General features: G+C 60.3%; 11 protein-coding genes. 3 read left to right on the top strand and 8 right to left on the bottom strand.

From position 1 onward, the window contains the following. The first annotated feature begins 54 nt into the window (after nt 1–54). A complete protein-coding gene (gene aceA / locus ACYU70_RS11730; protein WP_342297371.1) occupies nt 55–1,338 on the top strand; it encodes an isocitrate lyase in 1,284 nt (427 codons plus the stop codon). A gap of 148 nt (nt 1,339–1,486) precedes the next feature. On the opposite strand, the gene ACYU70_RS11725 is transcribed toward aceA, so the two are convergent. The 3 genes from ACYU70_RS11725 to ACYU70_RS11715 all read right to left on the bottom strand — a co-directional run bounded on the left by ACYU70_RS11725 (nt 1,487) and on the right by ACYU70_RS11715 (nt 4,266). Then, nucleotides 1,487–2,653: a ribonuclease D gene (locus tag ACYU70_RS11725; protein WP_342297369.1), complete on the bottom strand. Its 1,167-nt coding sequence runs from the start codon at nt 2,651–2,653 to the stop codon at nt 1,487–1,489. A 150-nt stretch (nt 2,654–2,803) separates the two neighbouring features. Next, nucleotides 2,804–3,715 carry a prohibitin family protein gene (locus ACYU70_RS11720; protein WP_342297368.1) on the bottom strand — a complete coding sequence of 304 codons (912 nt, stop codon included), beginning with the start codon at nt 3,713–3,715 and terminating at the stop codon, nt 2,804–2,806. Nucleotides 3,716–3,801: 86 nt separating this feature from the next. Then, entirely contained in the window at nt 3,802–4,266 is a 465-nt protein-coding gene (locus ACYU70_RS11715) for a hypothetical protein (protein WP_342297366.1), read from the bottom strand. A gap of 137 nt (nt 4,267–4,403) precedes the next feature. On the opposite strand from ACYU70_RS11715, the gene ACYU70_RS11710 reads away from it, so the two are divergent. After that, nucleotides 4,404–4,640, top strand: coding sequence for a hypothetical protein (locus ACYU70_RS11710; protein ID WP_342297364.1), 237 nt, complete (start codon nt 4,404–4,406; stop codon nt 4,638–4,640). Nucleotides 4,641–4,734: 94 nt separating this feature from the next. Here ACYU70_RS11710 and ACYU70_RS11705 read toward each other — a convergent pair whose 3' ends face one another. From ACYU70_RS11705 to ACYU70_RS11695, 3 genes are all read right to left on the bottom strand, one after another. Beyond that, the gene (locus ACYU70_RS11705) at nt 4,735–5,043 is read right to left on the bottom strand and encodes a hypothetical protein (protein WP_342297362.1); all 309 of its coding nucleotides are present in this window, start codon (nt 5,041–5,043) and stop codon (nt 4,735–4,737) included. Nucleotides 5,044–5,159: 116 nt separating this feature from the next. After that, nucleotides 5,160–6,410, bottom strand: coding sequence for an S-adenosylmethionine:tRNA ribosyltransferase-isomerase (locus ACYU70_RS11700; protein WP_342297360.1), 1,251 nt, complete (start codon nt 6,408–6,410; stop codon nt 5,160–5,162). A 103-nt stretch (nt 6,411–6,513) separates the two neighbouring features. Further along, nucleotides 6,514–7,314, bottom strand: coding sequence for a class I SAM-dependent methyltransferase (locus ACYU70_RS11695; RefSeq protein ID WP_342297358.1), 801 nt, complete (start codon nt 7,312–7,314; stop codon nt 6,514–6,516). 216 nt (nt 7,315–7,530) lie between these two features. Between ACYU70_RS11695 and ACYU70_RS11690 the strand changes: the two genes are divergently transcribed. Then, nucleotides 7,531–8,112, top strand: coding sequence for a hypothetical protein (locus ACYU70_RS11690; RefSeq protein WP_342297356.1), 582 nt, complete (start codon nt 7,531–7,533; stop codon nt 8,110–8,112). Nucleotides 8,113–8,190: 78 nt separating this feature from the next. Here ACYU70_RS11690 and priA read toward each other — a convergent pair whose 3' ends face one another. Then, on the bottom strand, nt 8,191–10,734 hold the full coding sequence (priA, locus tag ACYU70_RS11685) for a replication restart helicase PriA (protein WP_342297354.1): 2,544 nt from the start codon (nt 10,732–10,734) through the stop codon (nt 8,191–8,193). A 66-nt stretch (nt 10,735–10,800) separates the two neighbouring features. Continuing rightward, nucleotides 10,801–12,897 carry a thioredoxin domain-containing protein gene (locus ACYU70_RS11680; protein ID WP_342297352.1) on the bottom strand — a complete coding sequence of 699 codons (2,097 nt, stop codon included), beginning with the start codon at nt 12,895–12,897 and terminating at the stop codon, nt 10,801–10,803. Between the last annotated feature and the right edge of the window lie 47 nt (nt 12,898–12,944).

Raw genomic sequence — 12,944 nt, 5'->3', positions numbered from 1 at the left:
CCATTTCCATCCTGCAAATCAGTACCCCAACCTAAAACCCCAACCCCAACTCCCATGAAAACGCAACCCCAACGCGCCGCCGAAATTGCCCTCGACTGGGCCCACAATCCCCGCTGGATTGGTATTCAGCGCCCGTACTCGCCCGAGGACGTGGTGAAGCTCCAAGGCTCCGTGCACATCGAATACTCGCTGGCCCGTCAGGGCGCCGAGCGGCTCTGGGAGTTGCTGCAAACCCGCGAGTACGTGGCCGGGCTGGGCGCGCTCACCGGCAACCAGGCCGTGCAGGAGGTGCAGGCCGGGCTGCTGGCCATCTACCTCAGCGGCTGGCAGGTGGCGGCCGATGCCAACGGCGCTGGCCACATGTACCCCGACCAAAGCCTGTACCCCGTGGACAGCGTGCCGGCCGTGGTGCGGCGCATCAACAATGCCTTGCTGCGGGCCGACCAGATTCAGCACCTCGACGGGCGGAATGATGTGCACTACCTCGCGCCCATCGTGGCCGATGCGGAGGCCGGTTTTGGTGGCAACCTGAATGCGTTTGAGTTGATGAAGATGATGATTGAGGCCGGGGCCGCCGGCGTACATTTTGAAGACCAGCTGTCATCGGCCAAAAAGTGCGGTCACTTGGGCGGCAAGGTGCTGGTGCCCACGCAGGAGGCCGTCAATAAGCTGGTGGCCGCCCGCCTGGCCGCCGATGTGCTGGGCGTACCCACCCTGATTGTGGCCCGCACCGATGCCGACGCGGCCGACCTGCTCACGGCCGACGTGGACCCGCGCGACCAGCCGTTCATCCTCCAGGAAGCCGAGCGCACCAACGAAGGCTTCTACCGCATCCGCTGCGGCGTGGAGGCCGGCATTGCCCGCGGCCTGGCCTACGCGCCTTATGCCGACTTGATTTGGATGGAAACCTCGCAACCCGACTTGGGCGATGCCCGCAAATTTGCCGAAGCCATTCATGCCAAATACCCCGGCAAGCTGCTGGCCTACAACTGCTCGCCGTCCTTCAACTGGGCCTCAAAGCTGAGCGTGGAGCAGATGGAAACCTTCCGCGAAGAGCTGGCCGCGCTGGGCTACAAATTCCAGTTTATCACGCTGGCTGGCTTCCATGCCCTCAATACCAGCATGTTCGAGCTGGCTCAGGCCTACCGCCAGCGCGGCATGGCCGGCTATTCGGAGTTGCAGGAGCGGGAATTTGCCCTGGCAAAGGACGGCTATCAGGCCGTGAAGCACCAGTCCTTCGTGGGCACCGGCTATTTTGATGCCGTGCAGAATGTGGTGACCAGCAACCAGACCAGCACCGCCGCTCTGGTGGGCAGCACCGAGGAGGCGCAGTTTTAGCGAATTAGCGGAGGCTGGCGAAAAAGCCAGAACGTCATGCTGAGCGAAGTCGAAGCATCTCTACCGTGAGAGTAAATTAATTACTTCTGCGGCAGAGATGCTTCGACTTCGCTCAGCATGACGTTCTTTTTTATCTCATCAAAAAAAGCTAAAAAGGCTGCTCAATCGAGGCGTAATCCTCGCCGTGCTTCTCGGCCGAATCTTTCAGCAACTGCTGCTGCCAGGGGCGCAGGGCGGCTTCGGTACCCAGCTCGATGATGTCGGCGATGAGGCGGTTGCTGAGTACCATGTTGGCCATGGTGCTGCCGTGGTCGGTGGCGAGGTGGCCTTTGAGGGCCATGAGCAAGGCTTCGCGGGCATCGGCGCGGGCGGCGGCGGGGCCACTCAGGCGACGGCGGAACGGAAACTTGCGCTGCTCGGCCGGAATGGGGGCGTCCGGCTCCAAATCGGTGGTGCCGATGGCGAGGAGCTGCTCGGCATAGGGCGAGCGTTTCAGCTCGGGGTGTAGGCCGTTGGCCCCGCGCAGCTGCAGGGCAGTTTCGAGCGGGTTGCGGGCCAGCTCGGCCAGCCGGTCGTTGCTGAGGACGTGGTAGGGCGGGCGGTCGAGCTGCCGGGCCACGGCATCGCGCAACATGTACAGCTCCCGGAAAATGGGCATTTCCTGCGCGGTAATCTTGTATTTGGCGGCGTTGCGCGACCACGGGCGCGGGTCGTCGCGGCCGTAGCGCACGGCTTCGAGGGCTAGGTTTTCCTGGGTGGCCCAGTCGGCGCGGCCCAGCTCCAGGAGGCGGGCACTGAGGCGGTCAGTCAGCTCAAAGAGGTAGAGCACGTCGTTGGCGGCGTATTCCTTTTGGGCTTCGGTGAGGGGGCGCTTCAGCCAGTTGGATTTCTGCTCGCCTTTGTCGACTTCAAAGCCCAACTCGGCCTGAATGAGGCGGCCCAGCGAAATATTATTGTCCTCGGCGGCCAATAAAGTAAACTGGACACTGGTGTCCACGATGTTGCGGCAATTGACGCTGAACACCTCGTCGAGCAGCAGGATATCCGACTTGCAGGAGTGGAACACCTTGGCCACGGCCGGGTCGCGGAGCACCGCGAACAGCGGTTCCAGGTCGGCAGCCATGTCGGGCAGGGGCAGGGGGTCAATCAGGTATACTTCAACGCCGTCAAATACCTGAATAAGTGCCAGGTGGCGGCCGTAACGGTGACGCATGTCATCAAACTCCAGGTCGATGCCGATGCGCGGCAAGGTGGCAAAGTGCGCGGCGGCAGCGGCAATGGGTTCGGCCGTGGTGAGGTAATGAATGGTGGGCATTGAGAAGCGAAGAAAGAGTCAGCGGCGCTGGCGATATGCAAAGCTGCCGATAGCGCGGTAAAGGTAGGTACGCATGGCACGCCAAGCAGGATTATGCCCCAATTGTGGCAAAATCATCGTTCAAAATGCACTCCTCGCCACTCCTGTCAACTATTTATCGCCAATCAGCAATTGCGGCACCGCGCCGCGCCCGCCACCCATGATGATGACCTTGGCATTAGGTGAAGTGGCAATGGCCTGGTTGGCCTTGATGGTTTCGTACTGCAATAGCTTGTCACTCAGTTCGGTGTTCACGATGCGCTGGTAGTCGGCAATGCCCTGGGCCTCTACGCGCTTGCGCTCGGCTTCCTGCTTTTCCTTTTGCAGCACAAACTGCATTTTCTGCGCGTCCTGCTCGGCCGAAATCTTGCTCTCGATGCTGCGCTTCACCGACTCGGGCAGCTGGATGTTGCGGATGAGGAGCTGGTCGAGCTGCAGGCCATTGGTCCGAAAATCCTTCTCGATGGCGGCCAGAATGCGGGCCTGAAATTCCTCGCGGCGCGTGGAATAAAGCGCTACGGCATCGTAATAAACGGCATTATCCCGAATTCGGGTGCGCGAAATGGAGCGCACGATTTTATCCTGATAATCCTCGCCGATGGTGGCCAGAATATGCGGGGCCTGCGCCGGCACCACGTGGTAAAGCACGGTGAGGTCAATCACGACCTCCAGCCCATCGGCCGAGAGCACCCGGATGGCGTCGTCGCCCGACTGCGCGCCCTCGCCGTGCTGCGCCGACATGGTGTAGTTCTGCGTGCGGGTGTCGAAGCGAGTCACGTCCACCAGCGGGTTCACCACGCTCAGGCCGGGTTGCAGCACGCGCGGTTGCACCTGCCCAAACAGCGTTTGCACGCCCACCTGCCCCACGCCCACCTGCACGATGGTGCTCAGGGCCAGCCCCAGAATCAGAAACGCGCCGCCGAGGAAAACGAGGCCGCCGCGCAGGCGCTCCAGTCGCTCCGAGAAGCGGGAGGCATTCAGCCCCAGCACCAGAATGATAAAACCGAGAATGCTGAGAAACATGGGGAGGGGATTTTATGGTAATTGAATCACATTAGCGCGTCATGCTTCGACGGCGCTCAGCATGACAGACGACATGGCATGACGTTCTACTCGTCCTCGTCAGCGCTGAAATCCAAGGTGCGGGCCAGGTCCGCGCCTTCCTGCGCCACTTCTTCCAGCAACTCGGGCGCATCAGCATCCAGTGTGCGGCCGAAGAGGTTGAGCAGTTCTTCGCCTTCTTCATTCACGTACAGGTTTTCGTAGAGGCGGTCGAACAGGCGCGCCTCGCGGCCGATGATGCGGTCGATGTCCTCCGGCGAGCGGGCCTCGTTCAGGGCGCGGTGCAGCACATCGAGCACCTGCCGGCTTTCGTCGTGGTCGCCCAGTTCCGAAACCAGCTTGAGCAGTCCCATGGCCAGGCCCAGGCGCACCTGCTCGAAGCGGAAGGGCAATTGCGCGGGCGGAGCCTTGCGCAGCAGGTCGTAGGCCTGCAAGGCATTGGGGGTGAGGTAATACTTCACGTCGTTGGGCGCGGTGAAGGCGAGGTGCAGCAGTTGTTCGTAAGGTGTCATAAAGCGAAGGCGGAATCCGTAGCCGAAACACGGCCCGGCACGGTGCGTAAGCAGAAAGCCGAAAGGTACGTGCGGATGGAAGCCCAGAAGCTGAATCGACGCGCGTGGCCCAGCATTACACTCCATCCTTTTTTTCGATGACGCATAAATCCAAATGGCTGATTTTTGCCCCGCTGGGGTTGGCTACCATCGGCGCGGGCGCTAGTATGGTGCATTGGGCCGGCAGCCTGAAAGACCAGCGCCAGCCTGCTTCCAAGTGGCTGTTGGCCGGCACGGCGGCCCTGGTCGTGCTCAATTCGGGCCTCAGCCTGTTTGGGCGCGGCGTGGTAGAAAAAGTGCTCCATGAAGTGCGGGAAAAACCCAGCGCGGAGTAGAAGCTTTCCTTCGCAATCAGGCAAGAAAAAAACCCCGGCCTGGGCCGGGGTTTCTTCTTGCTGGAAAGCGGAAAGGAACAGCTCTTGGAAAGGACTATTCGGTTTTGGCCTCCATTTTCTCAGCGCCTTCTTTGGTTTTGGCGCTCACTTTGTTGGCACCATGCTTCACGGCATGGCCGGTTTTCTTAGCGCCACGCTTCACAGCGCTGCCCGTTTTATGGGCCACGTTGCCGGCGGCATCTTTCGTGTTTTCGAGGGCTTGGCCAACGTTGGTCTTGCCGGTTTTGGTTACCACTTTGGTGGTGCCATTGTCGCGCACTTTAACTTCCGTGGTAGGAGTGGTTTGCGCAAAAGCAGCAGTAGCAAAAGCGGAAAATGCGAGCAACAGGGTTACTTTTTTCATGGGGTCAGGAGAAAGAAAAAGGGTTATGAGAGCTTTGTACGCTCCCTACGGGCAAAGGTTGGTGCAAGGAGTGTGCCGCAGTTGGGCCGCGGCTGAAAATAGGGATTCCAACCGCTTTACGGTAGCAGCAGGGAGCTGTCGCCGTAGCTCAGGAAGCGGTAATCATGGCTTAGCGCGTGCTCATATACTGCGCGCCAGTCCGGCCCCAGCAGGGCCGCTACCAGTAGGAGCAAGGTGCTTTCGGGCTGATGAAAATTGGTGATAAGGCCACCAACCAACCGAAACTGGTAACCCGGCGCAATTAGCAGGCGCGTACTGGCTTGCAGGGTATCGGTGCCTGTGGCTTCGAGGTACTGGAGCAGGGCCGTCAGGGCCATTTCGGGGCTGATGCGGGCGGCCATCTCGGCCATTTCGTAGGGCTGCCATTGCGATACCAGCAATTTGGGGGCGATGGGCTCAGATGCTGCTTCTGCGGAGTGCAGCAGGCCCACGCCCAGCCAATACAGCGTTTCTAGGGTGCGCAGGCTGGTGGTGCCCACTGCTATCACCGGCTGGGGGCGGTGGGCCAGCAATTGGCGCAGCAGTCCGGCCGTGACCAGAATGGGCTCGGTGTGCATGGGGTGGTCGGCCATGCGGTCGGCCTTCACGGGCTGGAAGGTGCCCGCGCCCACGTGCAGCGTAACGTGGCCCGTCGAAAAGCCCTTTTCCTGTAATTCAGTCAGGATTTCGGGGGTGAAATGCAGGCCGGCGGTGGGGGCGGCCACGGCACCTTCAGCCGCGGCGTATACCGTCTGGTAGCGCACGGCGTCGGTGGCCGTATCGGGGCGGTCGATGTAAGGCGGCAGGGGCAGGTGGCCGGCGGCCCGCAGCACCTCGGCAAACGGCAACTCGGCCGGCTCCCAGCGGAAATCGATGAGGGCAGTGCCGGCTTCCTGCAACTGGCGCTCGGCGTATAGTGTGGCGGGCCGGCCATCAGTGGACGTGAAATCCAGCATCACCGGGCCTTCTTTCCAGCGGCGGCCGTTGCCCACCAGGCAGCGCCAGGTACAGTGGCCGGTTTGCTGCAGGGCCAGCTCCAGGCTGCGGTGCGGGGCCACGGGCTCCAGGCAAAACAGCTCGACCTGGCCCCCGGTGGGGCGGCGGGCCAGCAGCCGGGCCCGCACCACGCGGGTGTCGTTGAAAACGAGCAGTGCGCCGGCCGGCAACTCGCCGGGCAGGTCGCGGAAGTTTTTATCGGTGAGCTGGCCGTGGCGGCTCACCAAGAGCTTGCTGGCGGCGCGGTCGGGGAGAGGCTCCGGCGCAATGCGCTCGGCGGGCAGTGGGTAGGTGAAATCGTGGATGGAGAGCTGGCGCGGGTCGGGATTCATCCCGCAAAGGTCGGACAGAACGGGTATCCTGAGATTTCATTTCGGGCCGTTGAACGATTGATGTTCTGGCGGCCCGAAATAACATTTCGGGGTACTGGTGCCATTATGGCTTCTTAAAGAGCAGCAGGTGCTGCTGCGGCAGCGTCTCGATGGAATCGGCCAGGACCATGCCTACGGCCGCCATTTCCTTGCGAGCCTGGCTGATGCTCATCTTGTGAATACGCTTGATGGGCACGCTGGGGTCTTCGGCGCGGTACTCGACCAGCGCCAGCCGGCCGGTGCCGGGGCGCAAGGCCCGCCGGATGGCGCGGCCCATCTCGCGCGGGTGGTCGAACTCGTGGTAAGCATCCACGATGAGCACCAGGTCCACGCTGTCGGCGGGCAGGCTGGGGTTGGTGGTGGTGCCCAGCACCGGGCGCACGTTGGTCACCTTCTGCCGGCGCTTGTTTTCCTGGAGCGCTGCAATCATTTCGGGCTGAATATCAACGGCCAGCACCTGTCCTTTGGGTACTTTCTTGGCGAGCTGAAACGAGAAAAAGCCCGTGCCGGCACCGATGTCGGCCACCACGTCGGTGGGTTTCAGCTTCAGCTCCTTCAGCAAAAGGTCGGTGCCTTCTTCCTGGCGGCGGCCTTTGCGCTCCAGCCAGCTCGCGCCTTCGTGGCCCATTACGTGGGCAATCTGGCGGCCCAGGTAGTATGTGCCAATGCCGTTGGGGTCGCGGGGCGAGGCGGTTTCGTAGCCGCTGGTATCGGCCACCATCATGGCCTGCATGCGCCGCTCGTTACTCATCGAGGGGCGGGTTTCGGCGGGTAGCTGCGTGCAGCTCATCACCAGAACTCCGGCTCCCGTCCCTATTCCCACTACGCCCAAAGCCCGTTGCCAGGTCGAAAAACAGTATTTCATACGGTTTGCAAGTAAGCACATACGGGCTGTTCAACAGCAATTTGTTGCGCTGCGTTCAGCCGGTGCCTGGCTTGAAACGAGCTGAACCGTAGCAGGAACCGCGCTAAAAACCATTCTTAAAAATCGGTGGAACAAATAAAGTGATTCCAAAGAATCGCCTATTTGCAATTTTCGCCGTAGAATGGGCATTCAAGTTTTCTCTTACCCCGCACCCTTATGAAGAATTTTTTTCCTCCCTTCGCCAAACTCATTGCGCTCGCCGCCTGTGCCCTGTCGCTGGGCAGCTGCAGCCGCTCCGAGTATGCCATGTTGCCCAAGGGTAGCTCCTACGGCGTTACCCGCGTAGCCACGCCCGTGCCCGCTGCCACGCCCGCAACGGCCGTTGCGCCCGCCGCCGAGCCTGTTGTAGCTACTGCCCCTGTAGTGGTGGAAGCTCCAGCAGTTGCCGCTACTCCAGCCGCCAAAACCACTGCCCGCGTAGCAACGTCCGCCGTAGCTATTGAGGCTCCGACTGCGATTGCCACCGCTCCCGCGCCCAAGCTGAACTTGGTGCAGCGCATGGCCCTGAGCAAAGTGACCCGCAAAATGGATAAGCTGATGCAGAAATCGGGTTCGGTTCGCCAGCACGATAACACGGCCTCGACCTCCAACACAGCTGCCATCAGCGGCAACCTGCGCATCGGTATTATCCTGCTGCTCGTGGGCTTGCTCGTGGGTCTGCTGAATGGTCTGATTGGTACCATCATCGCCATCATCGGCTTGATTTTCATTATCCTCTGGTTGCTCGACCAGATGTAATTTCGGCCCGATTTCTGGCCATAAAAAAGGCCCGCTCAATATTGAGCGGGCCTTTTTTGTTGTTACCTGGTCTGGCTGTTACATCGGGTCGACATCGGCCACGAGGCGAACCTGCTTGAATTCCTTCTGGTCCTTCACAATGTCCATGGCTTCGCAAATCATCTGCTTGGCCTGCTTGAGTACGGTGTGGGCACGGTCGAGCTTGATGGTGATTTCCTGCAAATAGAAATTGCGAATGCGGAAGATGTAGGGCGCTTCCGGCCCCAGCACGGCGGCGCGGCCTAGGCGGTCCACCAGCTCCTGCGTCAGCAGGATGGCGGCGGCTTCGCCCACGTTCTGGTCGATGTGCTTCACTGTCATTTTGATGACGCGCATGAAGGGCGGGTAGCCGTGCTCGTGCCGCTGCACGATTTCGTAGTTGTAAAACTCGATGTAATCATTGCGAATGACCTTGTCGAAAATCACCTGCGTAGGGTCCGAGGTCTGGATGATGACCTTGCCCTTTTTGCCCTTGCGCCCGGCCCGGCCGCTCACCTGCACAAACATCTGGTAGGCCCGCTCGTGCGCTCGAAAATCGGGATAGTGAATAATGCTGTCGGCGTTGATGATGCCCACGAGGCTCACATTGGCAAAGTCCAGGCCTTTGGTCACCATCTGGGTGCCTACCAGCACGTTGGTGGTCTGCTTTTCAAAGTCGCCGATGATTTGCTGGTAGCTGTTTTTGGCGCGGGTAGTGTCCAAATCCATCCGCTGGATGTTGGCCTGCGGGAGCATGATTTTCAGGTCGTCCTCAATCTTCTCGGTGCCGAAACCTTGGGTTTTCACGGCGCGGGAGCCGCAGGCGGGGCACTTGGTCACCATGCTGTCGTGGTAGCCGCAGTAGTGGCAGCGCAGCTCGTGGCTGTGCTTGTGGTAGCTTAGGCTCACGGCGCAGTTGGTGCATTTCGGTATCCAGCCGCAGTCCTGGCAGGCCACCACGGGCGCGTAGCCGCGCCGGTTCTGGAACAGAATCACCTGCTCTTGGCGGCCCAGGGTGCGCTCCACTTCACCCAGTAAATCGGCGGTGAAGTGGTTATGCATGGTTTTCTGCTCACGAGCTTTGCGGGTGTCTACCAACACAATATCCGGCATCCCGGCTTCGCCAAAGCGTTTGGTGAGGCTCACCAGCCCGTAGCGCCCCTGTTTGGCTTGGTAGTAGGTTTCCACGGCCGGCGTGGCCGAACCCAGCAGGGTTTTGGCCCCCTGGAAATTGGCCATCATTAAAGCCACTTCGCGGGCGTTGTAGCGTGGGGCGGGGTCGTACTGCTTGTAGCTCGATTCGTGCTCCTCGTCGACAATTATCAGCGACAAATTATCAAACGGCAAAAACACCGCCGAGCGCACGCCCACCACCACCTGGAAACGGCCCGAGAGCACGCCATTCCACACTTCCACCCGCTCGTTGTCGGAGAATTTAGAATGATAAACCCCCAGTCGCGAGCCAAACACACGCATGAGGCGCGTCACAATCTGGGCGGTGAGGGCAATTTCGGGCAGCAGGTACAGCACCTGCCCGCCGCCCTCCATGGCCTTGCGGATGAGGTCGATGTAAATCTCGGTTTTGCCCGCGCCCGTCACGCCGTGTAGCAACACAATTTCCTTCTCGCCGAAGTGCGCCATGATTTCATCCCGCGCTGCCGTCTGGGCCTCGGTGAGGGCAAAATTCAGGTGAATGGCCCCTTCGTTTTCGAGCGGGAAGCGGCTCACAATTACATCGAACTGCTCAAGTACGCCGTTCTTAATGAGCGTATTCACCGCCGAGGCCGAGAGATGCGGGCTGCTGGTGAGGTAAGGTTTCTCGATGCCGTTTTGGTTGGCGTGCTCGTTCTGGTGCACGGGTACGCGCTGGAGGTACTTCAGCAGCACATCGAGCTGCTTGGGCTTGGTGGCGAGGGTTTCGAACAGCTGCTCCAGCGAGGCTTCAGCCACGAAATGATGTGCCAGCCGCACCTTCTTCACCACCTTGGGCGCGTACTTGTCGGCCGTGTGCTCGAAAAGGAAGATGACGTCCTTGTGCATCAATGACTTGATGACTTTGTGGAAGGACGTGATGCCGAGCAGGTCGCCGACTTCGGTAAAGGTCAGAGCTTTGCCATCTTCCACCACGCCCAGCGCGTCCACAATCAGTTCTTCCTGAGTGGAAAGCGGGTACTCGTTTTCCTCCCGCGAAAAGCCCGGGTGCAGCTGAATGCGTGACTCCGAGCTGAGCTTCAGCGCCGAGGGCAGCGCGGCGTTTATCACCTCGCCGATGGTGCACATGTAGTAGTCGGCCATCCAGCGAAACAGCTTGAGCTGTGCCTGCGTGACTACCGGCGCGTCGTCAATAAATTCGAGAATGTACTTGGCCTGATAATCCTTGGGCGCAGTCTCGTGCACGGCCGCCACAATGCAGCTGAGCGTCTTTTTGGCCCCAAACTGCACGATGACGCGCCCGCCAACTACCACGTTGTCGTTCAGCTCATACGGCACCCGGTAGGTGTAGAGCCGGGGCAGCGGCAGCGGCAGAATAACGTCAGCAAACAGCGTCACCCGGTCGGCTGCGGGCGCTGCCACGGGAGCAATAAAATCAAGCGTGAGACTCAAAACAGGTATAGCGTAGGGGCGGATAGTAAAGATAGCAGGGCAGTGACGCGAACCATCGCGCCGCCGTTACAGCGCTGCCAGCGCGTCCGTCACGTTATACACCGGGGCCTGGCAGGCGTAATCGCGGCATACATGCAGCGCGGTGCGGCCGTCCGTTGGCGTGGGCAGCAGCTTCAGTAGCGGCAGTTCTGAAGTGGCATCGGTGCCGGTCAGCACGGTATCAAACAAAAAATGTCGGCTAAGTTCTTCGCGGAATTCCTCCGTCGCCGGGCCTTGAATGGCAATTTCGGCCCCCGGCCGGAGCAGCGCGGCGTAGAGCGAGGCCCAGTTAGTGAGGTGCTGGGGCTCCTTCACCACGAGGTGGCGTATCTGGGCCAGCATATCAGCCGCAAGATTGGAGTATTGGGCCTTTTCGAGGTGGCGGCCCAGGCGGCGCAGGTTATGCGCCATGATGGAGTTTGAGGCCGGAATGACGTTATCAAACAGCTCTTTTTTACGGGCGATTAGTGGCTCAGCGCGGCTATCGGTGTAGAAAAACAGCGTTTCGGTCGGGTCGAAGAAATTGGCCAGCACGTACTCTGTCAGCACTTCGGCCTCGCGTAACCACTTCTCGGCAAAGGTCACTTCGTAGAGACTGATATAAGCCTGAATAACCAGCGCATAGTCTTCCAAGAAGCCGCTGATGCTGGCGCGGCCGTTTTTGCAAGTCCGAAATAGGCCCATGCCGTCGCGCAGGTTGGCTTCAATGAAGCGGGCGTTGTGCTCGGCCATCACTAGGAACTCGGGCTCGCCGAAGGCCCGGTAGGCATCCGTGAGGCCTTGCAGCATGAGTGCATTCCAGCCGGTGAGGACTTTGTCGTCGAGGCCGGGGCGCACGCGGGTGGCGCGTACGGCCATGATTTTCTGCTTCCAGCCCGTCACAATTTCCGGCAGCACACCGGGGGCCAGCTGGTGGGCGGCGGCAAAGGCTTCATCGGTTTCGCGGCGGTGCAGGATGTTGCGGCCGTGCTCCCAGTTGCCCACGGCCGTGCAGTTGTAGTAGTCGGAAAACAGCGGCTCCTCGTCGCCCAGAATTGTGCGCAATTCCTCTTTGGTGAAGACGTAAAATTTGCCTTCCTCGCCCTCGCTGTCCGCATCGAGCGAAGAGTAAAACCCGCCCTCATCATTCGTCAGTTCCAGCCGGATAAACTCGATGGTATCATACACCGTTTCTCGGAAAAGCTCGTCCTGAGTCAGCTGAAAGGCCTCACTGTAAAGGCTCACCAGCTGCCCATTATCATAAAGCATTTTCTCGAAGTGCGGAGCCAGCCACTCGCCATCCACCGAGTAGCGGGCGAAACCACCGTGCACCTGGTCATAGATGCCGCCCCAGGCCATTTCGCGCAAGGTCAGCACGGCTTGGTCCAGGACTGCCCGGCTGCCACTGATAGCGTGTGCCCGCAGCAAAAACCGCCAGATGCTAGGCATCGGGAACTTCGGGGCGCGGTTCATGCCACCGCGCTCGCGGTCGAAATTCGTGCTCAGATTGTACACCAGTAGCTTGAATTCATCATCGGAAACGCCGGCCGGGCCGGTTTCCGGCGCAACACCAATGGCTTCCAGCGCCGCGTAATCGGCTTCCTGGGCCGCATTGCGGTTGTGCCTACCGTACTTGGCCAGCTCGCTCTTGCCAATCACCTCCATAAAGCGCTCAGCCGACTGCTCCAACTCGGCGCGGTGCTCACCAGCATAGGCCTGGCCTATATTGGTCAGCAACTTGGTCCAGTTGCCCTGCGGGAAATAAGTGCCACCGTAAAAAGGCTTGGCGTCAGCCGTCAGAAACACGTTCAGCGGCCAGCCACCCTGCAAGCCCATGGCGTGCAGCGCATCCATGTAAATCTGGTCCACATCGGGCCGCTCCTCGCGGTCAACTTTGATGCACACAAAGTGCGCGTTCATTACCGCCGCCACCGCCTCGTTCTCAAACGATTCCCGCTCCATCACGTGGCACCAGTGGCAGGCCGCATATCCAATGCTCACCAGAATAGGCTTTTGCTCAGCCTTAGCGCGGTTCAGCGCCTCCGGTCCCCACGGGTACCAGTCCACGGGGTTTTGGGCGTGCTGTTGTAGGTAAGGGCTAGTTTCTTGAGCGAGGCGGTTGGTGTGCGAAGCAGCGTGGGCCATGGGGAAGCAGAGTAGGGGAGGTGCTGAAACACCAAACCCGGCGAAAA

Source organism: Hymenobacter segetis (genome assembly GCF_054776495.1).
This window is presented reverse-complemented; position numbering and strand designations above follow the sequence as displayed.